Here is a 25,768-nt window from a genome sequence, read left to right as displayed (position 1 = left end):
CTCTCCCTCCACCGCCCGGCCCGCTTGCACGACCCGATCAGCGACTTCGCGAACTCTCCGGGCCTGGCTCAGAAGCAGGTCCAGTTGGAGTAGGTGTGCCAGGTGCCCTGCTGGTTGCGGATCCACTGCACGCAGTGGTTCGGGTCGTGGGAGGGGCCCGCCGAGTAGCTGAGCGGAACCGTCAGCCCGGTGTCGAAGTTCTTGATGCCGTTCAGCGCGGTCACCAGCGACAGCGCGGTCACCGGCTGCGGACCGATCCGGCGCAGCGCTTCGACGAACAGCTTGGCGGCGATCCAGCCCCCCTCGGTGTAGACGTCGAGACCGGCCACCTGGTTGGGGAAGTAGTGCTGCACGGTGTTGAGGTACTCGCTGATCGCCGGCGAGTTCAGGTGCTCGTCGGGCTCGAGGTACCAGGTCAGCGATTCCGCACCGTAGACGGCCGGTCCGTACTGCTTCGCCGCCGCCGGCTTGTCGAGGCCGGGGGCGAGGACCTTGGGGTGGTAGCCCTGGCGGTCGAAGGCCTGGTACATCCGAGCGTAGGAGAAGGGGTCGAGCACGCCGACCACCGAGTCGGCGCCCTCGAGGCGCAGCTTCACGGCGATGTCGGTGTAGTCGGGCTTGGTCGCCTCGACCAGGTCGGCGCTCTTCTCCTGGATGCCGTTGCGGTGCAGGGCCTCGATCAGCGCCTGCTCACCCGGCGCCGACGCCGGCGAGTTCACCACCAGGATCGCGGGATGCTGGATGCCGATGTCCCTGGCGTGGGAGGCCATCGCGTTGGCGCCCTCGCTGAGGATGTTCATGCTCACCGGGTACGACAGCGGCGACTGGAACTCGGCGGGGAGGCCCAGGCCCCCGATCACGGGGACGCCCTTGGAGGTGATGTAGGGCACCTCCGCCTGCTCGCCGCTCACCGACAGCGAGCCCACCATGGCGAGGATGCCCTGGTTCATCAGCCGGTCGGAGCACTGGTGGGCGCGGGTGGGGTCGAACGCCGAGTCGCAGTCGATCAGCTGCAGCTTGTAGCCGTTGACGCCGCCGGCGGCGTTGACCATGTTGAAGTAGGCGCGGACGGTGTCGCGGTGGGTGGTGGTGTCGAGCGGCCCGGTCTCGTCGAAGATCCCGCCGACGGTGATCACCCCGTTGGCGACGCCCGCCGGGGCCGAGGCGGGACGCCCCGCCGCCGCGCCGGGCGCCGCCGCGCGCGGTGCCGCGGCGACCGGGCCCGTCGAGGTGGCCGCGCCGCCGCCGGCGGCTCCGCCGCCCACCGCACCGCCCGAGGCGGCGGTCCCCTGGCCGCTGGCGGGGAGGCCGGCGGAGTCCTGGGCCCCGCCCGTGGCGGCACCGGTGCTGGTGCCGGGCAGGCTCTGGACGACGCTGACCGGCTCCGCGTTGCTCCGCCCCAGCTCGTAGGCGGCGGCGCCGCCGAGGACCAGGGTGGCCACCACGCTCAGGGTGATCAGCACCACCGCGACCCGCTCGCGCACCTGCATCGCTTCCCTCCGTCCGCCCCCCGGTGGTACACGGAGGACACGGTCATCGTACCGACGTCGGCGTCGGGGGTGATTCGACGCGATCGGAGGGAGGCGTCCAGCGCAGCTCGGTGAGCCGCCCGAGGCGGTGGCGGGCGGCGTAGGCGACGCAGCCCTCGAGCACCTCGAGCGCCGCGCCGCAGTCGGCGAAGCTCGCGGTGCCCACCTGGACGGCGTCGGCGCCGGCCACGAAGAACTCCAGCGCGTCGGCGGCGGCGGAGATCCCCCCGACGCCCACCACCGGCACCCGCACCGCCGCCCGCACCGCCGCCACCGCGGCGAGCGCCAGCGGCTTGATCGCCGGCCCGCTGAGGCCGCCGGTGCCGCCGCGGGGCAGCACCGGCCGGCGCACCCCGAGGTGAACCTTCATGCCCACGAACGTGTTCACGGCGCTGATCGCGTCGGCGCCGGCGGCCTCCACCGCCCGGGCGACCTCGGCGATGGCGGTGACGTTCGGGCTCAGCTTCACCACCAGGCAGAGCCGGGTGACCGCCCGCACCGCCTCGACCACCCGGGCGGCGGCGGCGGGGTCGCGGCCGAAGTCGAGGCCGTGGGCGATGTTCGGGCAGGAGATGTTCAGCTCGATGCCGGCGACGCCGGGGACGCCTTCGAGGCGGCGCACCACCGCCACGTACTCCTCGAGGCCGCCGCCGGCGACGTTGACGACCACGGGCACCCGCCAGCCGGCGAAGCGGGGCGCGTAGACGGTGGCCACGTGCTCGACGCCGGGGTTGTGGAGGCCGATGCTGTTCAGCATGCCCCCGGTGGTCTCGGCCACCCGCGGCGGCGGGTTCCCCGCCCGGGGCAGCAGGGTGGTGCCCTTGGTCCAGATCGCCCCCAGCCGCTGGATGTCGACCAGCTGCTCGAACTCGAAGCCGTAGCCGAAGGTGCCGCTGGCGACGCCGATCGGGTTGGGCAGCACCAGCCCCCGGCCGAGGTCGACGCCGAGGTCGAGCCGGGTCATGCGACGTGCGCCGGCGGCAGCGCCGCCAGCGCCTCCCAGTCCACGGCGTCGACCGGCATCACCGGGCCCTCGCGGCAGCAGAGCGCGAAGCGGCCGCCGGCGCCGTCGCGCACCGGCAGGGCGCAGCCGAGGCAGGTGCCGAAGCCGCAGCCCATCGGCGCCTCGAGCGAGGCCTCGACGACCGGCGGGAGGGCGACGCCGGCCCCGCCGAGCACCGCGGCGAGCGCGACCAGCATCGGGTTGGGCCCGCAGGCCCAGAGCACGGCGGCGCCGCCCAGCTCGCCGGTCACCAGGTCGGTGACGTGGCCGCGGTGGCCGCGGCTGCCGTCGTCGGTGGCCTCGACCACCCGGATCCCCGGGTCACCGCGGGAGAGCCGCTCCGCGGGGTACAGCCGCTCCGCCGAGGCGGCGCCATTGAGCACCACCACCTCCGCGGCGCCCGCCTGCCGGGCCCGTCGCGCCGCCAGCGGGAAGGGGGCGCAGCCGAGGCCGCCGGCGACGCACACCACCCGGCCGCGAGCGGGCAGGGTGAAGCCGGTGCCGAGCGGCCCCAGCGACTGGAGGGGGTCGCCGGCGCGGAGCGCGGCCAGCCGCCGGGTACCCTCCCCCACCGGCTCGAACACGAAGGCGCAGACCTCGCCGTCCACCCAGGCGACGCTGAAGGGGCGGCGGAGCAGCGGCAGCGGCGGCGGCCCGCAGCGCAGCTGGGCGAACTCGCCCGGCCGGGCGGCCGCGGCGAGGTGCGGGAGGCGCACCGACAGCTCGACGAGGCCGCCGCCGAGGTGCTCGACCCCCACCACCTCGCCGCCCTCGTCGGCGGCGCGGCCGAGGTCGGAGAGCCGGGCCGCCGCCGCCGCGGTCACCGGCGGGCGGCGACGGTGCCGTCGCGGTAGCCGCGCACCGTGGCGACGGCGATCTGCTCGCCGGCGTGGTGGCGGCTCATCACGTTGACCAGCGCCGCGGCGGTGTCGAGCCAGGTGCAGCAGGGGATGCGCCGCCGCGCCGCGGCGAGGCGGATGAGGAACCCGTCCTTCACGCTCCGCGGCGCCGAGCCGTCGAAGCTGGCGTCGAATCGGAGCTCGTCGGTCTGGACGCCCGACGGCGTGTTGATCACCAGCGACACCCGGCCGTCCTCGATGACGTCGATGACGTTGGGGCGCCCGTTGCCGAGCTTGCCGACGGTGACGGCGCTGATGCCGGCGTCGCGGAGGGTGGCGGCGGTGCCCTCGGTGGCGTAGAGGGTGAAGCCGAGGCCGCTGAGCTGGGCGAGCACCGGCAGCGCCTCCGGCTTGTCGGCGTCGGCGATGCTGCAGAGCGCGCCGCCGCTGCTCGGCAGTGACCCGAGGGTGGCGAGGAAGGCCTTCTCGAGGGCGGCGCCGAGGTCGACGTCCACCCCCATCACCTCGCCGGTCGACTTCATCTCCGGGCTGAGCACGCTGTCGACGGCGGTGAGCTTGACCATCGAGAACACCGGCGCCTTCACCGCCACCAGCGGCCGCTCCGCCACCACGCCCCCCTCCCAGCCGCAGCCGGCGAGGGTCTCGCCGAGCATCACCCGGACCGCGAGCTCGACCATCGGCACCCCGGTGACCTTGCTGAGGAAGGGCACCGTGCGCGACGCCCGGGGGTTCACCTCGATGACGTGCACCCGGCCGCGATGGACCACGTACTGGACGTTGCAGAGGCCGCGGACCCCGAGCGCCAGCGCCATCCGGGTGGTGGCGTCGACGACCTGCGCGCGCACCTCCGGGTCGAGGGCGGCGGGGTACACCGCCATCGAGTCGCCGCTGTGCACGCCGGCGCGCTCGACGTGCTCCATGATCCCGGGGATCACCACCGCCTCGCCGTCGCAGATGGCGTCGACCTCCACCTCGGTGCCGAGCAGGTACTTGTCGACGAGCACGGTGCCGCGGCGCCCGTTGTCCTGGTCGGGGACCGCGGCCATCGCGGCGACCAGGTAGCGCTCCAGCGCGTCCCGGCCGTGGACCACCTCCATCGCCCGTCCGCCGAGCACGTACGAGGGCCGCACCAGCACCGGGAAGCCGATCCGGTCGGCGATCGCCAGCGCCTCCACCGGATCGACGGTCGCCGCCCCGGGGGGCTGGGGGATGTCGAGGGTGCGGAGCAGCGCCTCGAAGCGGTGGCGGTCCTCGGCGGCGTCGATGGCGTCGACCCCGCTCCCCAGCAGGGTCACCCCGCGCGCGGTCAGCGGGGCGGCGAGGTTGATGGCGGTCTGGCCGCCGAACTGCACCACCACGCCCCGGGGACGCTCGGCGGCGATGACACCGGCCACCGCCTCCTCGTCGAGGGGCTCGAAGTAGAGCCGGGTGCTGCAGTCGAAGTCGGTGGACACCGTCTCCGGGTTGCTGTTCACCATCACCGCCTCGGCCCCGCGGCGGCGCAGCGCCAGCGCCGCCTGGACGCTGCAGTAGTCGAACTCGATGCCCTGGCCGATCCGGATCGGCCCCGAGCCGAGCACCACCACCGGGCCGGCGTCGCCGCTCTCGCGGACCGTGCCGGCGGGCCCCTCGTCCTCCTCGTCGAAGGTCGAGTAGTAGTACGGCGTCGAGGCCTCGAACTCGCCGGCACAGGTGTCGACGCAGCGGTAGACGGGCACCAGCCCGGCGGCCTCGCGGGCGCCGCGCACCGCCGCCGCCCGCACCGAGCAGAGCTCGGCGATGCGGGCGTCGGCGATGCCCAGCCGCTTCGCGGCGGTGAGCGCGCTCGCCTCCAGGCCCTCGGTCCGCAGCCGCTCCTCGGCGACGACGATGGTGGCGAGCCGCTCCACGAACCAGGGCATGTAGCCGCTGCGCGCCGCAAGCTCGGCGACGGGGACGCCGCGGCGCAGCGCCTCGAGGATGGCGAAGAGGCGGCGGTCGTTGGGGGCGTCGATCAGCACCGCCGAGCCCAGCTGGGCGGCATCCGGCCGGCCCTGCTCGAGCGAGCGGATCGCCTTCACCATCGCCGCCTCGAAGGAGCGCTCGATCGCCATCACCTCGCCGGTCGACTTCATCTGGGTGGTGAGCCGCCGGTCGCCCTCGGGGAACTTGTCGAAGGGCCAGCGCGGGATCTTCACCACGCAGTAGTCGAGGGCGGGCTCGAAGGCGGCGCAGCTCTGCCCGGTGACCGGGTTGGTGATCTCGGCGAGCCGCCGGCCGGCGGCGATCTTCGCGGCGGCGCGCGCGATCGGATACCCGGTCGCCTTGGAGGCGAGGGCCGAGGACCGCGACACCCGCGGGTTCACCTCGATGACGAAGTACTCGTGGGAGTCGGGGGCGAGGGCGAACTGCACGTTGCAGCCGCCGGCGATCTCCAGCGCGTTGATGATCCGCAGCGCTGCGCTGCGCAGCTGCTGGTGCTCGCGGTCGGTGAGCGTCTGGGAGGGCGCGACCACGATGGAGTCGCCGGTGTGCACCCCCATCGGGTCGAGGTTCTCCATGTTGCAGACGGTGATGCAGGTGCCCGAGGCGTCGCGCATCACCTCGTACTCGAGCTCGCGCCAGCCCAGCAGCGAGCGCTCCACCAGCACCTGGCCGATCGGCGAGGCGGCGAGCCCGGAGGCCACCGTCTCGGTGTACTGGGCCTCGCTCTCGCAGATCCCGCCGCCGGTGCCGCCGAGGGTGAAGGCGGGGCGGACCACCAGGGGCAGCCCCAGCTGCTCGCGCACCGCCCGCCCCTCCGCCGGGGAGGACACCGTCGCCGACGCCGGCACCGGCTCGCCGATCTCGACGAGCAGCCGCTTGAAGAGCTCACGGTCCTCGGCGGCGCGGATGGCGCGGAGCGGCGTCCCCAGGAGTCGCACCCCGTGGCGCTCGAGCACGCCGGCGTCGTCGAGGGCGATGGCGAGGTTGAGCCCGGTCTGGCCGCCGAGGGTGGCGAGCAGGCCGTCGGGCCGCTCCCGCTCGATGATCCGCTCGATCACGGGCACGGTGAGCGGCTCGACGTAGACGGCGTCGGCGCTGTCGTCGTCGGTCATGATCGTCGCCGGGTTGCTGTTCACCAGCACGACCCGGATGCCCTCCTCGCGGAGGGCGCGGCAGGCCTGGGTGCCGGCGTAGTCGAACTCGGCCGCCTGGCCGATGACGATCGGGCCGCTGCCCACCACCAGCACGCAGCGCGGCGGGTCGGTGGCGGGCCCGGGCTCCGGTGCCGTCCGCACCACCACCGCCGGCCCGCTCGTTCCTGCCGCCATCGACAGGAACTCGTCGAACACGGCGGCGCGGTCCTGAGGGCCGGGGGCGCCCTCGGGGTGGTACTGCACCGAGAAGGCGGGCTGGCTGGTGTGGCGCAACCCCTCGACGCTGCCGTCGTTGAGGTTGCGCTCGCTCACGTACCAGCCCGATCCCTCGGGGATCGAGCCGCCGTCGACCTGGAACTCGTGGTTCTGCGAGGTGACGAAGACGCCGCCGCCGGCGAGGTCGTGGACGGGGTGGTTGCCGCCGTGGTGGCCGAACTTGAGCTTCGACGTGGTGGCGCCCACCGCCCGGCCGAGCACCTGGTGGCCGAGGCAGATGCCCAGCAGGGGGACGCGCCGCTCCAGCAGGGCGGCGCAGAGGCGCACCGCCCCGGGGAGCACCGCCGGGTCGCCGGGGCCGTTGGAGAGCATCACCCCTGCGGGCCGGTGGCGGAGCACGTCGTCGAGGGTGGCGTCGCAGGGCACCAGCACCACCTCGGCGCCACGGCTGCGCAGGGCCCGCAGGCTGTTGCGCTTCACCCCGAGGTCGACGGCGACGATCCGCACCCCGGCGAAGGCGCCGACCCCGCCGGCGGCGCGGAGCGCGCGCTCCAGGGTGGGGTGCAGCGGCTCCTCCCAGAGCATCCACGGCTCGCGGAGCGTGCACTCGGCGACCAGGTCCTGGTCGCCGACGTGGGGCGCGGTGCGGGCCCGCGCCACCTGCTCCTCGGGGCTCATCACCGCCGCCGGGGCGAGCACCGCCCGCACCGTGCCGTGGTCGCGCAGGTGGCGGGTCAGGGCGCGGGTGTCGACCCCGCGCAGGCCGGGGACGCCGTTGCGGCGCAGCTCCTCGTCGAGGCTGCGCTCGCCGAGCGGGTGGCCGATCTGCGGGGAGAGCTCGCGCACCACCATCGCGCGCGCCCACACCCGCGCCGACTCCGCGTCCTCGTCACGGCAGCCGTAGTTGCCGATCAGCGGATGGGTCATCACCACCACCTGGCCGGCGTAGGAGGGGTCGGTCGCGACCTCCTGGTAGCCGGTCATGCAGGTGTTGAAGACCACCTCCCCGCTCGCCTCGGACACCTCGGCACCGAACAGGACGCCCTCGAAGCAGCGCCCCGTCTCCAGGGCCAGCCGGCCCCGCTCAGCCACCCGGCACCGCGGTGAGCCCCGGCAGCTCCAGTGACGGGGAGAGGTGGACGATGGCTCCCTCGGAGACGGTGAGCAGCACCCGTCCGCGCAGCGGCACGCCGAGCAGCGGGGTGTTGCCGCTCCGCGAGCGCAGCGGCTCGGACCCGACCACCCACTCCTGGTCGGGGTCGAAGACCGTGAAGCTGCAGGGCTGGGCCAGGCGCAGCCGCGGCTCGCGCAGCCCGGCGGCGGCGCCGAGCACCCGCCAGGGGCCGGCGGTGAGCCGCTCGACCAGCACCGGCAGCCAGGAGCCGCCCATCCCGCCCAGGGTGAGGCAGGTGGCGAGCGCCGTCTCCAGCCCGATCATCCCCGGGGCGGTGTCGGCGTAGTCGCCCACCTTGTCCTCGGCGGGATGGGGGGCGTGGTCGGTGGCGACGGCGTCGAGGACGCCCTCGCGGAGCGCCTCCACCAGGGCGCGGCGGTCCTGCTCGGTGCGCAGCGGCGGGTTCACCTTGCGGAGCGCCGGGGGGTCGGGCTCGCGCTCGAAGGGCAGCCACATCGCCAGGTGGTGCGGGGTCACCTCCGCGGTCACCGGGAAGTCGAGCTCGCGGGCGGTGCGGAGCAGGTTCAGCGAGCCGGCGCAGGACAGGTGCTGGAGGTGGAGCCGGCCGCGACCCGCCTGGGTGAGAGCACGCAGCGCCTGCTCGACCGCCACCACCTCGCACTCGGCGGGGCGGTGGGGGCAGCGGATCACCGAGGGCACGTCGGGGTTGGCGGCGGCCACCATCGACTCGTCCTCGGGGTGGACCAGCACCACCCGGTCGACCTCGGCGGCGGCGCGAAGCGCCTCGGCGAGCAGCCGGGTCGGCGCCGCGTTGCGGCCGTCGTCGGTGAAGGCGGCGGCGCCGGCCGCCGCGCAGGCGGCGGTGTCGACCAGCTCGCGGCCGCGCAGGCCGGTGGTGACCGCGGCGGCGCTCAGCACCCGCACCGGGGCCTGGCGGGCGCGCCGGCGGGCGTCCGCGAGGCGCTCCGGGCTGTCGACCGGGGGGCGGGTGTTGGCCATCGCCACCAGCTGGGTGAAGCCCCCCACCGCGGCCGCTTCGGCGCCGCTGCTCACCGTCTCGGCGTCCTCGCCGCCGGGCTCGCGCAGGTGGGTGTGGAGGTCGATGAAGCCGGGGCAGAGCACCACCTCGGGAAGGCCGGGGGCGCGGGCGAGGTCGAGGGTGGGCACCTGGTCGGTGCGGATCCGGCGCTCGATCGCCTCGATCCGCCCGCCGCGCAGCCAGACGTCCATGTCCACCTGGTCTCGTCCGGCGAGCGGGTCGATGACCCGGATGCCGCGGAGGACGACGTTGAGCACGGTCACGCCGGCGGCCCCCCACCCGGGGTGGCCGGCTGCGGCTCCACCAGCCAGGCCCCCGCCCCCGCCGGGTCCCAGACCACCTCCACCCAGGAGCCGGCGGCCACGGGCAGGTTGCGGCCCACGTAGGTGGCGCGCACCGGCAGCTCGCGGTGGCCGCGGTCGATCAGCACCAGGGGCTCCACCGCGGCCGGCCGGCCGTGGTCGGCGAGCAGATCGAGCGCCGCCCGCAGGGTGCGCCCGGTGTGGATGACGTCGTCGACCAGGACCACCGTGGCCGCCTCGACCCGCGCCGGCTCGAGCGCGCCACCGCCGCCGCCCGCCGGGGGCACCCGGCGGAGCGCCCCGGCGACCGGCCGGGCGGGGCGGGGCCGGTCGTCTCGGTAGTCGCGGACGTCGAGGGCGAGGAGCGGCGGTTCCGGCTCGCCGAGCTCGGCGAGCTGGTCGCGCAGCCGGCGGGCGAGGGGCATGCCGCCGTCGCAGACCGCGGCGAGCACCACCCCGGCCAGCCCGGGATGGCGCTCGCGCACCTCGTGGGCGAGGCGGCGCACCGCGCGGCTGAGCTCGGCCGAGTCGAGCAGGCGGGACGACGCCCCCGGCGGCGACCCGGTCATCCGGGCAGGTTCTCCCCGAGCAGCATCTCCAGCAGCGCCATCCGCACCGCCACCCCGTTGCGCGCCTGCCGGAAGTAGGCGGCGCGGGGGTCGGCGTCGACCTCGGGGTGGATCTCGTCGACCCGCGGCAGCGGGTGCATGACGATCGCCGCCGCGGGCAGCCGCGCCATCACCCGGGCGTCGATGCGGGTGTCGCCGCGGGCCCGGCCGAAGTCGGCGGGATCGGCGAAGCGCTCCTTCTGGATGCGCGTCTGGTAGACCACGTCGGCGTCGGCGACCGCCTCGATGAGGTTGTCGGTGATCCTGTACGGCACCCCGCGGGAGTGCAGCAGCCCGAGGATGTCGGGCTCCATCTGCACCACCTGCGGCGCCACCATGGTGATCCGCACCCCCTGGTACAGGGTGAGCAGCAGCGCCAGCGACCGCGCGGTGCGGCCGTGGCGGAGGTCGCCGCAGAGGATCACGTGGAGGCCGTCCACCCGGCCCAGCTCGCGGTGGATGGTGACCAGGTCGAGGAGCGCCTGGGTGGGGTGCTCCCCGGGGCCGTCGCCGGCGTTGACGATGGGCACGCTCGCCACCGCGGCGGCGCGGGCCGCCGCCCCGGCTTCGTCGTGACGGAGGACGATGACGTCGGCGTAGGCCTCCACCATGCGCACCGTGTCCTCGAGGGTCTCGCCCTTGATGGCGCTGGAGAACTCTCGCGCCGCCTCGGTGCCGATCACCGAGCCGCCCATCCGCACCATCGCCGACTCGAAGGAGAGCCGGGTGCGGGTGCTGGGCTCGTAGAAGAGCGTGGCCATGATGCGGCCCTCGAGCCGGCGGTCCCGCACCCCGTCCAGGGCGGCGGCGCGCTCGACCACCTGCTCGAGGAGGTCGCGGTCGAACTGGTGCGCGCTGACGACGTGGTCGAGGAGGCGGGGCTGGGCCGTGGTCACCATCGTCTGCCCTCCTCCGCCGGCGAGGCGGGACGGCAGAGAGGCGCGCGGCGCAGCGTGGCCGGATCGCCGGCGGCGGCGCCACGATCCCCTTGCCGGCCTCTCCGGACCAGCTTGAAGTGGATCGGTCGCCGGTGAAGTCTACAGAGACGAGCGTTTGTCCGGCAGGCTCACGACCGCAATCAGAGTCGTGAGACGGACCTGCCCCTGCAGCTGAGGCGTCAGCCGGGGGGAGGCGTGGCCTCCCCCCGGGCCAGCTCCGCGAGCCGCTCGTACAGCCCGCGCTCCTCGTCGGACGGGGCCGGTGGCACGGTGATCCGCACGGTGAGGAGCAGGTCGCCGTGGGCGGCGCGGCCGAGGCCGGGGATGCCCTTGCCGCGCAGCCGCAGCGCCCGGCCCGCCTGGGTGCCCGGGGGGACGGTCACGGTGAGCGGGCCGGCGGGGCCGGCGAGGCGGATCGCCGCGCCCAGCACCGCCTGGTGGTCGCGCACCTCGAGGTCGGCGACCAGGTCGCGGCCGCGCACCGTGTACCGGGGATGCGGGAGCAGGTGCACCCGCAGGTAGATGTCGCCGGGGAGACCTCCGTCGCGGCCGGGCCGGCCCTCACCGGCGACCCGCACCCGCGAGCCCTCGGCGACCCCGGCGGGGATGCGCACCTCGACCTGGCGCTCGCCGAGGGTCAGCAGCCGCCGGCCCCCCGCGATCGCCTCCTCGAGGGTGACGTCCACGGTCTCCTCGAGGTCGGCGCCGCGGCGGGGGACGGCGGCGCGGGTGCGGAAGCCGCCGGTGCGACCACCGGCCCCCCGGAGCAGCTCGTCGAGGTCGAGCCCGCCGTCGCCGAAGAAGGTCTCGAAGAAGTCGCCGCCGGCCTGGGGGGGCCGGGTGGCCGCGGACCCACTGCGACGGGTGAACTCCTGCCGCCGCTCCAGCTCCTCCCAGTCGGCGCCGAGGCGGTCGTACTTGGCACGCTTGTCCGGATCGCCGAGCACGGCGTTGGCCTCGTTGACCTTCTTGAAGCGCTCACCCGCCGCCGGGTCCCTGTTGACGTCGGGATGGAGGGTGCGCGCCAGCGAGCGGTAGGCGGCCTTGACCGCGGCCTGGTCGGCGTTCTTGGGAACGCCCAGCACCGCGTAGTAGTCGGTGTACTCCATCGCTGCTGCGTACCTCGCGCCGGCCCGGCGCGAAACGGGATGCCTGAAGCGGGTGACGCGATCGCCGGCGCGCCGTCCCCTACAATGACGGAGTGGCAGTGACCGCGACCGGGCGCTTCGGAACGCGACGGCTGGCCTGGGTCGCCGCCGTGCTGGTGACCGCGACCGCGGCGATGCTCTGGATGGCGCACCACCGCGTGCCCCATCCCGGCTCGCCGCTGGGGGCACGGCTGGCCGCGCTCCGCGGCCTCTGGCCCGCCGACCGCCGGGCGCCGCTGATCGTGCTCGGAGCGGTGCTGGTCGTCGCCGCGGTGGACGTCGCCGTCGTCGTCCTCGCCACCGGCGGGCGGGGCCGGCGGCTGGCGCTGCCGGGCGGCATGGCGCTGGGCGCGCTGGTGGCGCTGGTGACCCTGCAGGGCCTGCACCAGGGCGAGCACCTCGTCCAGGTGCTCCAGCTGCTCGCCACCGGCGGCAACGCCGACCTCGCCCAGGGGGTGGTGACCCGGCTCAACCAGGAGCTGGTCCACCTGGTCTGGACCTCGAGCGTGTGGCTGGGGTGCGCGGTGCTGCTCCTCCGCTTCCGCCACAACCGCTGGCTGTGGGTCGCCTTCGCGGTGGCCGGCCTCCACGACGTCGAGCACGTCTACCTCTACCTGGTCTCGCTGCAGCCCGCGATCGAGCTGCACGGCGGGGTGAACGGCATCCTCGCCACCGGCGGCCTGGCCGGCGGGCCGCTGCAGCGGCCCTACCTGCACTTCCTCTACAACCTGCTGGAGCTCGTCCCCCTGGTCGCCGCCCTGCTCGACGAGCTCGGCGCCCGGCGGGGCACGGCTCAGCCGGAGCGGCGGCCGTTGTCGAGGATGCGGTCGGCCAGCGCGTAGGGGTCGACCCCGGCGAGGTCGCCGAGGTCGTCGGTGTCGATGCTCTCGCGGAGCGCGCTGCGGGCCCGCTCGACGGCGCGCTCGGCCACGATCGCCTCGACCTCGGCGAGCAGCCGCCGGCTGCGCCGCCGCTGCAGCTCGCCGTCGCCGGTGGCCCACTCCAGGTGGCGGTCGACCTCCGCGACCAGCTCGGTCACGCCCTCCGCGCTGGTGGCGGTGGTGGTGAGGACCGGCGGCTCCCAGCCGCGCATGTCCCGGTTGCTCTCGTGGACCATGCGGCGGAGCTCGCGCACCACCCGGTCGGTGCCGGGGAGGTCGGCCTTGTTCACCACGAAGATGTCGGCGATCTCCATGATCCCCGCCTTGATCAGCTGCACCCCGTCCCCGGCCACGGGCGTGGTCACCACCACCACGGTGTCGGCGGTGAGCATCACCTCGAGCTCGGACTGGCCGACGCCGACGGTCTCGAGCAGGCAGTGGCGGCGGCCGCTGGCGTCGATCAGCCGGATCGCCTCGCGGGCGGCGCTGGCGAGGCCGCCGAGGTGGCCGCGCGCCGCCATGCTGCGGATGTAGACCCCGCGGTCGAGGGCGTGGCGCTGCATCCGCACCCGGTCGCCGAGGATGGCGCCGCCGCTGAACGGGCTGCTGGGGTCGACGGCGAGGACGCCGACCTCGCGGTCGAGGCCCCGCCAGCGCTCGACGATGCCGTCGCCGAGGGTGCTCTTGCCGCTGCCCGGGGGCCCGGTGAGGCCGACCACGTGGGCCTGCCCGGCGCGGCCGCGGACCGCGCTGAGCAGCTCGGGAAGGGCCTCGGAGCGGTCCTCGACCATGCTGATCGCCCGCGCCAGGGCGCGCACGTCCCCGTCCAGCAACCGCTCCGCCAGCTCCATGGGGAGGGACTCTAGTCACGGGGAAGGCCCTCAGCGACGGCGGCGGGAGCCGCTGGCTATCGGTGTCACGTCTCTAGGCGTACGCATCGATGCTCGGATACGCTCGACCCGGCATGTTGGAAAGGGAGGCGGCGCTCGACGCGACCGGGCGACTCCTCGACTCCGCCCGCACCGGGCGGGGCGGGACCCTGCTGGTGGTCGGCGAGGCCGGCCTCGGGAAGACGTCGGTGCTCGAGCACGCCCTCCGGCTGGCCGGCGACGACGTCCGCGTCGGCACCGGCCGCGGCGACCCGATGGAGTCGGAGCTCCCCTTCGGCCTGGTCACCCAGGCACTCGCCGCCGCGGGCGGGCCCGACCTGCTCGCCGGCGGCGGCCCCGCGGGGACCTCTCCCGGCGCCGCCTTCTACCAGGCGCAGCGCTGGATCGAGGAGCAGGGCTCCCGGCCGCTGCTGCTCGCCCTCGACGACCTGCACTGGGCCGACAACGACTCCCTGGCCGTGCTCTCCTTCCTCTGCCGGCGCATCGCCGGGCGGAGCGTCGCCGTGCTCGGCACCCTGCGGCCGTGGCCGCCGCGCGCCCGCGAGGTCTCGGCGGCGCTGGTCGGCGGCGGCCACGCCCGGATGGAGCAGCTGCGTCCGCTCAGCGAGGCCGCCGCCCGCGCCCTCATCGCCGCCCAGGCCGGCGACCGCCCGGGGGAGGCCGTGGTCGCCCAGGCGCTCCGGCTCTGCAACGGCAACTGCCTGCTGCTCGAGCAGGTGGCCCGGAGCCTGCGCCAGGGGGACGACCTGCCCGAGCCCACCGACACCTCGCGCCCGTGGATCTCCGACGAGCTGCTGCTGGCGCGGTTCGCCACCCTCCCCGAGCCGGCGCTCCGCTTCGCCCGGACCGCCAGCGCCTTCGGGATCCACTTCCGCACCCGCCCGGTGGCGGAGGTGGCGCGGATGGCCGAGGCCGAGGTCGACGCCGCCGTCGAGGCGCTCTCGCGGAGCGGCCTGATGCGCGGCTCCGGCGGCGGCGCCCTCGAGTTCGTGCACCCGCTCTTCTGCCAGGCCCTCTACGAGGACATGGCGGCGCCGGTGCGGGCCCGGCTCCACGCCCGCGCGGTCGTCGTGCTCGCCGGCCAGGGCATGGACACCGAGGCCGCGCAGCACGCCATCCGCGCCGACCTGGTCGGCGACCCGGCGGCGATCGAGGTGCTGGAGAGCGCGGGTCGGACGGCACTGCGCAGCGGGGCGCTGCAGACCGCCGTGCACCACCTCCAGGCCGCGCTCGAGTTCTCCGGCGAGCACCCCAGCCCGGAGCTGCTCGGCATGCTCGGGGAGGCGCTCCTCCGCGGCGGCCGGCCGGCCGCGGCGATCGAGGTTCACGAGCGGTTGCTCGAGGAGCCCGGCCTGCCCGACGCCGACCGGGTCGGGGTGCTGCGCCTGCTCGGCCACGCGCACTGGGCCTCCGGCGCCAGCGACCGCGCCGCCCTCCACCTCGACGAGGCCGCCATGCTCGCCGAGCGGGCCGGGCTGATCCCCGCCGCCGTCGAGGTGCTCCTCGACCAGGCCCAGACCTCGTGGCTGACGCTCGGTCCCGGCGACTCGCTGCGGGCGGTGGTCCGGGCCCGCCGGCTGTCCGAGGACGTCGACGAGGCGCTGCGCGCCCGGGTCGGCTCGGCCTGGGGGTTCATCAGCTTCCTCTCCGGCGACCCCGCCGGGCTCGACGCCACCGCGGCGGCCGCCGCCGACGTCGAGCGCGACCTCGGGGCCCACCTCTCCGAGCTGACCTCGAGCTGGGGGGCGCTGATGACCCACGGCCACGTCGGCAAGTACGCCGAGCGCCTGACCGAGGCGCGGCGGGTGCTCGAGGTGGCCCTGGGCGCGGCCGAGCGGATGGGTGCGGTGGAGGCGATCGCCGCGGTGGCGCTGAGCCTCGGCGACACCCTGATCCGCGCCGGCCGGCTCGACGAGGCGCTCGCCCTCGCCGAGCGGGGCACGGCGATCGGCGAGCTGGTGCCGTTCATGGCCCCCTTCGGGGCGGCCGGGAACGCGATCCTCGCCCAGCTGATGGGGCGCCTCGAGGAGAGCGACCGCTGGTGCGGGCTGGTGGAGGCCCTCCCCCAGCCCCCGGCCATCGCCCTGCTCTGGGTCCACCACGTGCGCGGCCGCCGCAGCCTCGCCGAGGGGCGGGCCCAGGCCGCCAGCGACTGGTTCGCGCGGGCCGAGGACCTCACCCGGCGCGCCGGCATCGGCGAGCCGTGCGTGGTGCCCTGGGCGCGCCACGCCGTCGCCGCCCACGTCGGCGCCGGGCGGGCGGACGACGCCCGGCGGGTGCTCGACTGGCTGGCGGCGTGCGCCGTCCGTCTGCCCTGCCGCTGGCCGCGGATCGCCCTCGCCTGCGGCAGCGCCCACCTCGCCGAGTCCGAGGGCGACACCGCCGCCGCCGAGCGTCACCTCGAGGCCGCTCTCGAGCTCCACGACCAGGTCGACCTGCCCCTGGAGCGGGTCCAGACCCTGATCGAGCACGGGGCGCTGCTGCGGCGCAGCGGCCGGCCCGCCGCGGCCCGCACCCCGCTGGCCTCGGCGCTGCACGCCGCCGAGGCCGCCGGCGCCGCCTGGCTCGCCGAGCAGGCCCGGGCCGAGCTCTCGGTGGCGCGCGGCAGGCGCCACCGCCGGCTCGACGAGCCCGAGCGGCTGACCGCCCAGGAGCGCCGGGTGGCCGACCTGGTCTGTTCCGGGCGCTCCAACCAGCAGATCGCGCAGCACCTCTCGGTCTCGGTGAACACGGTCGAGACCCACCTCAAGCACGTCTACGCGAAGCTCGGGATCCGCTCCCGCCTGGAGCTGGTGGGCCGGCACGCCGGCACGCCAAAAGATCACGGCGATCCGTGACGCTCGGTCCCCCCGGGCGGGGCCAGACTCGAGTCACCGCCGAAGGTGGACGGCGGTCGCGAGGAGGACGCTGCGATGGTCGCGCTGCCCTTTCCGCGGCGTCCGGACGCCGGTTCCCGGTCAGGCGGGAGGTGGAGGTGGCGCGCCGCAGAGCTCATGCACCAGGCACGTGAGGGTCACACCGCGACCCTGCTCCACGACGGCAGGGTGCTGGTGGCCGGGGGGTTCGCGGAGGCGGACGGCTTCCTCCGGTCGGCGGAGGTCTTCGACCCGCGGGAGCGATCGTGGTCGCCGGCGGCGTGGCTGCGGCGGAGCCGCACCGGGCACACCGCCACCCTGCTCGAGGACGGCACCGTGCTGGTCGCCGGGGGCGCCGCCGACGGCGGCAGCCTGGCCTCGGTGGAGCTCTACGACCCGGAGCGCGACCGGTGGAGCGAGCCTCCCTCGATGGCCACCCCCCGGGCGCACCACGCCGCGGTCCGGCTGGCCGGCGGCGCGGTGGTGTGCACCGGGGGCGCCGACCTCCGCGGGGTGCCGCCGGTGCGCCTCGCCTCGGTGGAGATCTATGACCCCGCGCTCGACCTCTGGAGCCGTGCCGCCACCATGACCGGGGGGCGCGCCGCCCACTCCGCCACCCTGCTCGAGGGCGAGGCGGTGCTGGTCACCGGCGGTGAGGGCGACGGCGAGCTGCTCCAGGCCGCGGAGATCTATGCGGTCGGGGTGGACGGCTGGCGGCAGACCCTGGGCGCCAACGCCGCCCCCGCCCGCCACAGCGCCACCCGTCTCAGCGACGGCAGCGTGCTGGTCGCCGGGGGTGGCTCCAGCGGTGCGGTGGCCACGGTCCGGCGCTTCTGGCCGGGGCGGCGCACCTTCCTCTCCCAGGCGGAGATGCCGCACCGCCGCCGCTCCCACACCGCCACCCTGCTCGACACCGGGTGGGTGCTCGTCGCCGGCGGCTGGAACGGCGCCGGGTGCGCGCTGGACACCGCCCAGGTCTACGATCCGTGCAGCGACGCGTGGGCGCCGGCGGGCAGCACCGCCCCACGGGCGGCCCACACCGCCACCCGCCTCGCCGACGGCAGCGTCCTCCTCGCCGGCGGCCTGACCCGGTGGGGCGAGAGGCGGTGCGCCCTGGCCTCGTCGGAGCTGTTCTCGGTCGAGGGCCCGGGCTGACCGGACCGGCACCGAGGGTCTGCCCATGAGGGAGCCAACCGTCCTGGTGATGGGCGGGGGCGTCGCCGGGATGAGCGCCGCCCACGAGCTCGCGGAGCGTGGCTTCCGCGTCACCGTGCTGGAGCGCAGGACCATCCCCGGCGGCAAGGCGCGGAGCATGCCGGTGCCCGGCAGCGGAACCGCCGGGCGGCCGGACCTCCCCGCCGAGCACGGCTTCCGCTTCTTCCCCGGGTTCTACCGTCACCTGCCGGACACGATGCGGCGGATCCCGGTGCCGGGCCGGCCCAACGGGGTCTTCGACAACCTGGTGCCCGCCACCCGCCTGGAGATGGCCCAGGTGGGGCTGGCCAACGTGGTCATCCCCGCCCGCTTCCCCACCTCGCTCGAGGAGCTGCGGCTGGGGCTGGGGGCGGTGATCGGCAACCTGCTCGGCGATCCCGGGATCCCCCCGCTCGACCTCGCCCACTTCACCGAGCGGCTGCTGACGATGCTTCGCAGCTGCGAGGCGCGCCGCTACATCGAGTACGAGAACCTCGACTGGTGGACCTTCTCCGGCGCTGCGCAGCGCTCCGCCAAGTACCAGCTCTACCTCGCCGACGGGCTCAGCCGCACCCTGGTCGCAGCCCAGGCGCGCCGCCTCAGCGCCCGTGCCGGCGGCTACATCCTGGTGCAGCTGCTGCTCGACCTGATGCGGCCGGGGGGGCGCACCGACCGGCTCCTCAACGGCCCCACCAACGAGGTCTGGATCGACCCCTGGCTGGGCCACCTGCGCGCGCTCGGGGTCGAGTACCGGATGGGTGCGGAGGTGACCGCGATCGGCTGCCGGCGGGGACGGGTCACCGGGATCACCGTCCGCGAGGGGCGCTCCACCACCACCCGCACCGCCGACCACTACGTCGCCGCCGTGCCCAAGGAGGTGATGGAGCAGCTGGTGGGGCCGGCGCTGCGCCGCGCCGACCCGCTGCTCGGCGGGCTGCGACGGCTGCAGACACGCTGGATGAACGGGGTGATGTTCTACCTGCGTGAGGACCCGCCGATGGTGCGCGGGCACAGCATCTACATCGACTCGCCCTGGGCGCTGACCTCGATCTCACAGCAGCAGTTCTGGCCCGATCACGACCTCCGCGCCAGGGGCGACGGCACCGTGTCGGGCATCCTGTCCGTCGACGTCTCGGAGTGGGAGGCGGCGGGCGAGCTGACCGGCAAGCACGCGAAGTCGTGCAGCCGCGAGGAGCTCGTCGCCGAGGTGCGCCATCAGCTGCGGGCACGGGGGGTGCAGGGCCTCGACGACGGCAACCTGGTCACCGCCTTCGTGGACACCGACATCACCTTCCCCAATCCGCCCCAGGCGGGGGTGAACGCCGAGCCGCTGCTGGTGAACACGAGCGGCTCCTGGGCGCACCGGCCCCGCGCCGTCACCGCCATCGACAACCTCTTCCTGGCCTCCGACTACGTGCGCACCCACACCGACCTGGCCACGATGGAGGCGGCCAACGAGGCGGCCCGCCGCGCCGTCAACGGCATCCTCGAGGCGTCGGGGTCCACCGAGTCGCGGTGCGGGGTCTGGCCGCTCAGCGAGCCCCTGCTCTTCGCCCCGGCGCGGCTCGCAGACCGGCTGCTGTTCCGGATGGGCCGGCCGGCGGCCGGAGGCGCGCCCGCGCCCTCCCTGGCCTCGCTCTCAGCCGGCTGACGCCTCCCTCAGGGAGTCGGCGACGGGCTGGGCCTGGGGTGGCCCCTGGGGGTGGGGGTGGGGCGCGGCGAGGGCCGCGGGGACGGGGCGTCGGTGCTGGAGACGAGCGGCGGCAGGAGGCCACCCGAGCTGTCGCCCGGGGTTGCCGCGGAGGTCGCCGGGGGCGGCGTGACCGGCCTGGCCGTGGCCGGCGGCGCGGTGGCCCGGCGCGGGGCGGTGACGCCGGTGCCGGTGCCCGGCGCGGAGGCGCCGCTGTACTGGCCCGCGTAGGCGCTGGGCGAGCTGCCCGACCCGTAGAACGCCCGCTCCTCCTCCTGGCCGAGCACGAGGGTCACCCCGCCGGGGGCGGCGGCGCCGGTCGCGCCGGTGGCGGAGGCCGCGGCGCTGGCCGGCGCGGGCGTCTCCACCTGGACACCGAAGAAGCGGGCAAGCCAGAGCGCGGTCCCCGTGTCCCTGCCCCCGCTGGAGTCGATCACGTGGGTGGTGGGGCTGACCTTCGCCGCCCCGCCGTCGGTGGCGGCGAGGCCGGCGCTCGAGAACAGCGACGCCCACCGCTTCGACGCGCCCGAGCCGCGACCGCTGCCGTCGACCACGGACACCGGCGCGTGCTCGGCGATCGCCCCGGTGGGCGGGAAGATGTTCTGGGCGAAGTGCTGCAGGGTGCCGAAGCTGCGGTCGTACGGGTACTCGTATGCCGCCGGGCAGGAGGCGGTGCCGTAGGGCGGCCCGCAGTCGTAGATGAAGTTGCCGGCGTCGACGCTCACGTGCTCGAACCTGGTGGTGTCGACGCCCTTGACCAGGTCGTAGAGGGCGAGCGCGTCACCGAGGGGCAGGTCGGTCTTGACGTGGTCGCCGAGGCTGTTGAGCAGGTCGGGGAGGTTGCCCAGCCCGCCGGCGCTCAGCACCCGCTGCTTGAGGGCGGCGAGGACCAGCTGCTGCCTCTTGTTGCGGGCGAAGTTGGTGCCCTCGAGCGGATCGGCGGACTCGCGGGAACGGGCGAAGATCAGCGCGGTTGCGCCGTCCATGTGCTGAGGGCCGGCGTTGAAGTGCACGGTCTCGACCGCGCAGTCGGGATGCTTTGGGTCGTCGCACTCGCCGCGGGGGTAGTTGGTGTCGGTGAAGGTGTGCTCGACGTTGATGTCGACGCCCCCCACCGAGTCGACCGCCGACTTGAAGGCGGTGAAGTCGAGGCCCACGAAGTGGTCGATCGGGATCCCCAGGATCTTCGAGAGGGTGGCGTTGGCGAGGCTCCCGCCACCGTGGTCGCCGCTGAAGTCGGCGGACGAGACCGGCAGCCCGGCCTGCCCGATCGAGTAGGCCTCGTTGACCCGCGCGTAGTAGGTCTTCTGGGATCCGCCGACGGGGATCGGCACGAACAGGTCGCGGGGGATGCTGATCTCCGCGATCTGCGGCGTGTTCCCCTGGCCGCGCGGCTGGATCGAGACCACCATGATCGAGTCGGAGAGGTAGGCGCCGTCGTGGCCGTTGCCGCCGTAGCCGTAGAGGGCGATGTTCACCCGCTGGCCGTTCGCGAACCTGTTGGCCACGACGCCGGAGCCGCCCGAGCCGTGGTGGAGGATGTCGGTGATCACCGAGATCGGGCTCTCGCCGAAGAGATGGGCGAGCGAGAACACCAGGCGCGCCCCGTAGCCCCCCACCAGGCCGATCACCAGCACGACGCAGGCGAGCAGCACCCGGCCACGGGTGACCCAGGTGGGGACGAGGTCATAGCTCGAGCGCCGTCGCCGGCGCGTGGTACTTGCCATGAGAGGGACGTCTGGGAGGTGCGGCTGGGGCCGTGACGGCCACGCGGGCGGTGGGTCGCACCGGTTCCCGCCGGCACGCCGTACTCTCTGCCAAACGCCGGAGGCCGCCCGTTTGTTTCACCCCCGGCTCGATCCCAGGGTAGCGCACTCGCACGGGCATCCTGACGGCGCTGTCACAGCGCCGTCACATCGGCCCCGACTAGCCCTGGAGCAGGTCCCGCGCGATGACGACGCGCTGGATCTGGTTGGTGCCCTCGTAGATCTGGGTGATCTTGGCGTCGCGCATCATCCGCTCCACCGGGTACTCGCGGACGTAGCCGTAGCCGCCGAGGACCTGCACCGCGTCGGTGGTCACCTTCATCGCCGTGTCGGCGGCGAAGAGCTTGCAGATCGCCGCGGCGTGGCCCACGTCCGGGCTCTTCATGTCGATCAGCGAGGAGGCGTGGTAGACGAGCGCCCGGGCGGCGGCGGTCTGCGCCTCCATGTCGGCGAGCATGAACTGGAGGCCCTGGAACTCGGCGATCGCCCTGCCGAACTGCTGGCGCTCGCGGGCGTAGCCGACCGCGTAGTCGAGCGCGCCCTGGGCGATCCCCAGCGCCTGCGCGGCCACCCCCGGACGGGAGCGGTCGAGCACCCGCATCGCGATGCGGAAGCCCTCGCCCTCCTCGCCGAGACGGTTCGCGGCGGGCACCACCACGTCGTCGAAGTGCAGCTCGGCGGTGTTGCTGCCGCGGATGCCGAGCTTGCCGTGGATGGTGGTTGCGGTGAGACCCGGGGTGTTCCTCGCGTCGTCCACGACGAAGGCGCTGATGCCCCTGGCGCGCGAGCCGGGCCCGGTCGACGCGAAGACGGTGATGGTGTCGGCCACCCCGCCGTCGGTGATCCAGATCTTGGAGCCGCGCAGGACGTAGTCCTCGCCACGCCGGATGGCGCGTGTCACCATCCCGCCGGGGTCGCTGCCCGCGCCGGGCTCGCTGAGCGCGTAGGCGGCGAGCCGGCGCCCGGAGGCGAGGTCGGGGAGCCACCTCTGCTTCTGCTCGTCGCTGCCGGCGAGCATGATCGGGTAGCCGCCGAGGGCCTGGACGGCGAGGATGAGGGCGCTGGTGGCGCAGGCCTTGGCGATCTCCTCGATGGCGACGTTGAGGGTGAGGGCGCTGCCGGAGAGGCCGCCGTACTCGGGCGGGAACGGGAGCGAGAAGAGGTCCTGCTGCCGGAACATGTCGACGACGTCCCAGGGGAACTCCTCGGTCTCGTCGATCTCGGCGGCCCGGGGGGCGATCCGGGCCCGCACGAGCTCGCGGACCGACCCCTGCACCATCAGCTGCTCCTCGTTGAGCCGGATGTCCACGGTCGGTCCCTCTGTGCGCTGTCTCTCGCGCTTTCGATTATGACGATGGCGGTCGCGCGAGCCGCTCCCGCGTGAACCGCGGCTAGCCTCGCAGCAGCTCGCGCGCGATCACCAGGCGCTGGATCTGGTTGGTGCCCTCGTAGATCTGGCAGGCCTTGGCGTCGCGCAGGCGCACCGCCGCGGGGTGGGCGTCGTCGCCGCTGTCGGGCGCGCAGAGCTCGACGGCGGCGTGGGCGACGGCGACGCCGGCGTCGGTGCTCACCAGCTTGGCGACCGCGGCCTCGCGGGTGAAGGGCACGCCGCGGTCGCAGAGCCGGGCGGCGTGGCGGGTCACCGCCCGGGCGGCGGCGACCTGGGCGGCCATCCCCGCCAGCCGCGACGCCGCCGACGGCGCCGCGGCGGCGGCGGCCTCGTCGATCAGGGCGGCATCGGGCAGGCTGAGGCCGAGGCGGCGCAGGTGCGCGGCGGCGGCGTCGAGGGCGCCCTGGGCGATGCCCGTGGCCTGGGCGCTGATGCCGATCCGGCCGCTGTCGAGGGCGGCCATCGCCACCCGGAAGCCGGTGCCCTCCGGCCCCAGCCGGTTGGCGGCGGGCACCCGCACCGACTCCAGCACCAGCTCCGCGGTCGACGACCCGCGCAGCCCCAGCTTGCGCAGCGGGCGGGAGGCGCGCAGCCCCGGGGACGACGCCTCGACCAGGAAGGCGCTGATCCCCCGGGCGCCGCGCTCGCCGGTGCGGGCCATGACCAGGTAGAGGTCGGCCTCGCCGGCGTTGGTGATCCACATCTTGGTGCCGTCGAGGACGTACTCGTCGCCGTCCCGCACCGCCCGGGTGACCAGCGAGGCGGCGTCGCTGCCGCTGCCCGGCTCGCTGAGCGCGAAGGCGCCGAGCCACTCCCCCGCGGCCAGCCGGGGCAGGTAGCGGCGCTGCTGCTCGGCGTCGCCGAACAGGGCGAAGGGCTCGCTGGCCACGCTGACGTGGACGTCGAAGATCACCGCGCTGCTGGCGCACTCCCGGGCCACCGCCTCGACCGCCTCGGCGAAGGCGAGGTGGCCGGCGTCCTGGCCGCCGAGCGCGACCGGGGTGAGCAGGCCGGCGAGCCCCCGGCGGCCGGCCTCGGCGATCAGCTCCCGGGCGTGGCGCACCCCGCCGCGGGCCATCTCCGGCGCCAGCGGCCGCACCACCTCGGCGGCGAAGGCCGCGATCCTCTCGGCCAGAGGCGCCGGCGCCGGAGCCGGGTCAGCCGAGGGGGGCGCGGCCGTCATCGCGCAGCGATGCGGGCCGCGCATCGGGGGAGGCCCCCCGGCCTACACGTGGACAAGCGTCGCCTCGCCCTGGGCGACGCCGCTGCAGATCCCGGCGGCGCCGTAGCCGCCGCCGCTGCGGCGCAGCTCGTAGACCAGGGTCATGAGGATCCGGGCCCCGCTGGCTCCGATGGGGTGGCCGATGGCGATCGCCCCGCCGTTGACGTTGACCCGCTCGGGGTCGACCTCGAGCATCCGGGTGCTGGTGATCGCCACCGCGGCGAAGGCCTCGTTGATCTCCAGCCGGGCGAGCTGGTCGACCCCCAGCCGCTCCGGGCTGCGGGCCAGCGCCGCCTGCACCGCGGTGGCGGGCACGGTGGCGAGGTAGGGGTGCTCGGCGGCCGAGTCGGCGCCGGACACCCACCGCGCCAGCGGCTCGAGACCGGCGGCGCGGGCCCGTGACGCCTCCATCAGCAGCACCGCGCTGCCGCCGTCGTTCACCCCCGGAGCGTTGCCCGCGGTGATCGAGCCCCCGGGATCGAAGGCCGGCCGCAGCGAGGCCAGCCGCTCCGGGGTGGTCTCCGGCCGCGGCTGCTCGTCGGCGGCCACCTCGGCAGCGCCGGCCACGGCGACGGGCACCAGCTCGTCGCCGAAGAAGCCCTCGCCGAGCGCCTGGGCGTAGCGACGCTGGGAGCGCAGCGCCCAGGCGTCCTGCTCCTCGCGGCCCACCCCCATCTCGGCGGCGACCTGGCTGCCGTGGACGCCCATGTGCACCCCGTCGACGGGGCAGCAGAGCCCGTCACGGATCATGCTGTCGACCGCGGTGCGGTCGCCCATGCGGCTGCCGAAGCGCTGCTCCTCGAGCAGGTAGGGCGCGTTCGACATCGACTCCATCCCCCCGGCGACGACCACGTCGGCCTCGCCGCCACGGATCAGCAGCGCCCCGAGGTTCACCGCCTTCAGGGCGCTGGCGCAGACCTTGTTCACGGTGAAGGAGGGCACCGAGGCGGGCAGCCCGGCCTTGAGCCCGGCCTGGCGCGAGGGCACCTGCCCCTGGCCGGCGGCGAGCACCGTGCCCATGATCAGGTGGTCGACCCCGGCCGGCGGCACCTCGGCGCGGCGGAGCACCTCGCGGATGGCGACGGCGCCGAGGTCGGTCGCGGAGAGGCGTGCCAGCCCTCCCCCGAAGCGGCCGAAGGGGGTGCGGGCGGCGGCGACGATCCACACCTCGCGCATCCGGGCAATTGTACGGAGGACGCCCCCGCCGCCTACCGCCCGGAGGGGGCGCCGACCCGCTCGCCGACGAGGCGCACCACGTCCTCGATGGTGTCGCCGATCACCGCGCCGGCGCCGGTGAGAGCGTCGATCTTGCTCTGCGCGGTGCCCGTGTTCCCGCTGATGATCGCGCCGGCGTGGCCCATCCGCTTGCCCGGCGGGGCGGTGCGGCCGCTGATGAAGGCGACCACCGGCTTGGGGTACCCGGCGCCGATGAGCTCGGCGGCGGCCTCCTCGTCGGAGCCTCCGATCTCCCCCACCATCACCACCGCCCGGGTGGCGTCGTCGTCGCGGAAGAGTTCGAGCACGTCGGTGAAGCTCATCCCCAGCACCGGGTCCCCGCCGATGCCGACCGCGGTGGTCTGGCCGTGCCCGGCCTGGCTCAGGCCCTGGATGACCTCGTAGGTGAGCGTCCCCGAGCGGGCGACGACGCCGACGCTGCCGGGGCGGGCGACGTGGTTGGGGATGAAGCCCACCTTGCACTCGCCGGCGGTGAGGAGGCCCGGGCAGTTCGGACCGATCAGCCGGGTGCTCGAGGCGTCGATCACCGCCCGGGCGCGGATCATGTCGTGGACGGGCACGCCCTCGGTCACGCAGACCGCCAGCGGCACCGCCGCCGCGGCCGCCTCCATGATCGCGTCGGCGGCGAAGGGGGGCGGCACGATGATGAAGGCGCAGTCGGCGCCGGTCGCGGCCACCGCCTCGGCCACGGTGTCGAACACGGGCGCCCCGAGGTGGGTGCCGCCGCCCCGCCCGGGGACGACCCCG

General features: G+C 75.2%; 18 protein-coding genes. 4 read left to right on the top strand and 14 right to left on the bottom strand.

All coding sequences use genetic code 11. From position 1 onward, the window contains the following. Positions 1-68: 68 nt before the first annotated feature. From VGL20_12430 to VGL20_12395, 8 genes are all read right to left on the bottom strand, one after another. Positions 69-1,490 carry an ABC transporter substrate-binding protein gene (locus VGL20_12430; protein HEY2704489.1) on the bottom strand — a complete coding sequence of 474 codons (1,422 nt, stop codon included), beginning with the start codon at positions 1,488-1,490 and terminating at the stop codon, positions 69-71. Between the two features lie 43 nt (positions 1,491-1,533). Next, positions 1,534-2,493 carry a dihydroorotate dehydrogenase gene (locus tag VGL20_12425; protein HEY2704488.1) on the bottom strand — a complete coding sequence of 320 codons (960 nt, stop codon included), beginning with the start codon at positions 2,491-2,493 and terminating at the stop codon, positions 1,534-1,536. After that, complete coding sequence (locus VGL20_12420) at positions 2,490-3,356, bottom strand: hypothetical protein (protein HEY2704487.1); 867 nt, start codon at positions 3,354-3,356, stop codon at positions 2,490-2,492. Before VGL20_12420 ends, VGL20_12425 begins: the two co-directional genes overlap by 4 nt. After that, positions 3,353-7,819 (bottom strand): carbamoyl-phosphate synthase large subunit, encoded by a 4,467-nt coding sequence (carB, locus tag VGL20_12415; protein HEY2704486.1) that lies wholly within the window; start codon positions 7,817-7,819, stop codon positions 3,353-3,355. Before carB ends, VGL20_12420 begins: the two co-directional genes overlap by 4 nt. Continuing rightward, positions 7,812-9,164, bottom strand: a complete 1,353-nt coding sequence (gene pyrC, locus VGL20_12410) for a dihydroorotase (protein HEY2704485.1) — start codon at positions 9,162-9,164, stop codon at positions 7,812-7,814. Before pyrC ends, carB begins: the two co-directional genes overlap by 8 nt. Beyond that, positions 9,161-9,772 carry a bifunctional pyr operon transcriptional regulator/uracil phosphoribosyltransferase PyrR gene (pyrR, locus tag VGL20_12405; GenBank protein HEY2704484.1) on the bottom strand — a complete coding sequence of 204 codons (612 nt, stop codon included), beginning with the start codon at positions 9,770-9,772 and terminating at the stop codon, positions 9,161-9,163. Before pyrR ends, pyrC begins: the two co-directional genes overlap by 4 nt. After that, the gene (gene pyrB, locus VGL20_12400; protein ID HEY2704483.1) at positions 9,769-10,710 is read right to left on the bottom strand and encodes an aspartate carbamoyltransferase; all 942 of its coding nucleotides are present in this window, start codon (positions 10,708-10,710) and stop codon (positions 9,769-9,771) included. The genes pyrR and pyrB overlap by 4 nt, the downstream gene beginning before the upstream one ends. Positions 10,711-10,928: 218 nt before the next feature. Beyond that, entirely contained in the window at positions 10,929-11,858 is a 930-nt protein-coding gene (locus VGL20_12395; GenBank protein ID HEY2704482.1) for a DnaJ C-terminal domain-containing protein, read from the bottom strand. A gap of 92 nt (positions 11,859-11,950) precedes the next feature. On the opposite strand from VGL20_12395, the gene VGL20_12390 reads away from it, so the two are divergent. Continuing rightward, positions 11,951-12,739 (top strand): hypothetical protein, encoded by a 789-nt coding sequence (locus VGL20_12390; protein HEY2704481.1) that lies wholly within the window; start codon positions 11,951-11,953, stop codon positions 12,737-12,739. On the opposite strand, the gene meaB is transcribed toward VGL20_12390, so the two are convergent. Continuing rightward, on the bottom strand, positions 12,691-13,629 hold the full coding sequence (gene meaB / locus VGL20_12385; GenBank protein HEY2704480.1) for a methylmalonyl Co-A mutase-associated GTPase MeaB: 939 nt from the start codon (positions 13,627-13,629) through the stop codon (positions 12,691-12,693). The genes VGL20_12390 and meaB overlap by 49 nt on opposite strands. Positions 13,630-13,742: 113 nt before the next feature. Here meaB and VGL20_12380 point away from each other — a divergent pair, with 113 nt between their 5' ends. The 3 genes from VGL20_12380 (at position 13,743) to VGL20_12370 (ending at position 19,368) form a co-directional block, all read left to right on the top strand. After that, positions 13,743-16,505: an AAA family ATPase gene (locus VGL20_12380; GenBank protein HEY2704479.1), complete on the top strand. Its 2,763-nt coding sequence runs from the start codon at positions 13,743-13,745 to the stop codon at positions 16,503-16,505. Between the two features lie 156 nt (positions 16,506-16,661). Beyond that, positions 16,662-17,678: a kelch repeat-containing protein gene (locus VGL20_12375; protein HEY2704478.1), complete on the top strand. Its 1,017-nt coding sequence runs from the start codon at positions 16,662-16,664 to the stop codon at positions 17,676-17,678. A 25-nt stretch (positions 17,679-17,703) separates the two neighbouring features. After that, positions 17,704-19,368: an FAD-dependent oxidoreductase gene (locus VGL20_12370; protein ID HEY2704477.1), complete on the top strand. Its 1,665-nt coding sequence runs from the start codon at positions 17,704-17,706 to the stop codon at positions 19,366-19,368. An 8-nt stretch (positions 19,369-19,376) separates the two neighbouring features. On the opposite strand, the gene VGL20_12365 is transcribed toward VGL20_12370, so the two are convergent. The 5 genes from VGL20_12365 to sucD all read right to left on the bottom strand — a co-directional run. Beyond that, a complete protein-coding gene (locus VGL20_12365; GenBank protein HEY2704476.1) occupies positions 19,377-21,134 on the bottom strand; it encodes an LCP family protein in 1,758 nt (585 codons plus the stop codon). 199 nt (positions 21,135-21,333) lie between these two features. Further along, entirely contained in the window at positions 21,334-22,482 is a 1,149-nt protein-coding gene (locus VGL20_12360; GenBank protein ID HEY2704475.1) for an acyl-CoA dehydrogenase family protein, read from the bottom strand. An 82-nt stretch (positions 22,483-22,564) separates the two neighbouring features. After that, on the bottom strand, positions 22,565-23,746 hold the full coding sequence (locus VGL20_12355) for an acyl-CoA dehydrogenase family protein (GenBank protein HEY2704474.1): 1,182 nt from the start codon (positions 23,744-23,746) through the stop codon (positions 22,565-22,567). Between the two features lie 42 nt (positions 23,747-23,788). Continuing rightward, complete coding sequence (locus VGL20_12350; protein ID HEY2704473.1) at positions 23,789-24,961, bottom strand: acetyl-CoA C-acyltransferase; 1,173 nt, start codon at positions 24,959-24,961, stop codon at positions 23,789-23,791. A gap of 32 nt (positions 24,962-24,993) precedes the next feature. After that, positions 24,994-25,768 (bottom strand): succinate--CoA ligase subunit alpha (gene sucD / locus VGL20_12345; protein HEY2704472.1); only part of this gene is annotated, 775 nt, incomplete at its 5' end.

The organism is Candidatus Dormiibacterota bacterium, assembly GCA_036495095.1.
In the GTDB taxonomy this organism is placed as follows: Bacteria; Chloroflexota; Dormibacteria; order Aeolococcales; family Aeolococcaceae; genus CF-96.
Note: the sequence above shows the minus strand (reverse complement) of the source record. Positions and strands in the feature narration are given on the sequence as shown.

Bases quoted from the DNA above. Each gene is read 5' to 3' on its own strand.
- VGL20_12430 (HEY2704489.1), bottom strand. From the start codon at position 1,490: ATGCAGGTGCGCGAGCGGGTCGCGGTGGTGCTGATCACCCTGAGCGTG.
- VGL20_12425 (HEY2704488.1), bottom strand. From the start codon at position 2,493: ATGACCCGGCTCGACCTCGGCGTCGACCTCGGCCGGGGGCTGGTGCTG.
- pyrR (HEY2704484.1), bottom strand. From the start codon at position 9,772: ATGACCGGGTCGCCGCCGGGGGCGTCGTCCCGCCTGCTCGACTCGGCC.
- pyrB (HEY2704483.1), bottom strand. From the start codon at position 10,710: ATGGTGACCACGGCCCAGCCCCGCCTCCTCGACCACGTCGTCAGCGCG.
- VGL20_12395 (HEY2704482.1), bottom strand. From the start codon at position 11,858: ATGGAGTACACCGACTACTACGCGGTGCTGGGCGTTCCCAAGAACGCC.
- meaB (HEY2704480.1), bottom strand. From the start codon at position 13,629: ATGGAGCTGGCGGAGCGGTTGCTGGACGGGGACGTGCGCGCCCTGGCG.
- VGL20_12380 (HEY2704479.1), top strand. From the start codon at position 13,743: ATGTTGGAAAGGGAGGCGGCGCTCGACGCGACCGGGCGACTCCTCGAC.
- VGL20_12375 (HEY2704478.1), top strand. From the start codon at position 16,662: ATGCACCAGGCACGTGAGGGTCACACCGCGACCCTGCTCCACGACGGC.
- VGL20_12370 (HEY2704477.1), top strand. From the start codon at position 17,704: ATGAGGGAGCCAACCGTCCTGGTGATGGGCGGGGGCGTCGCCGGGATG.
- VGL20_12365 (HEY2704476.1), bottom strand. From the start codon at position 21,134: ATGGCAAGTACCACGCGCCGGCGACGGCGCTCGAGCTATGACCTCGTC.
- VGL20_12355 (HEY2704474.1), bottom strand. From the start codon at position 23,746: ATGACGGCCGCGCCCCCCTCGGCTGACCCGGCTCCGGCGCCGGCGCCT.
- VGL20_12350 (HEY2704473.1), bottom strand. From the start codon at position 24,961: ATGCGCGAGGTGTGGATCGTCGCCGCCGCCCGCACCCCCTTCGGCCGC.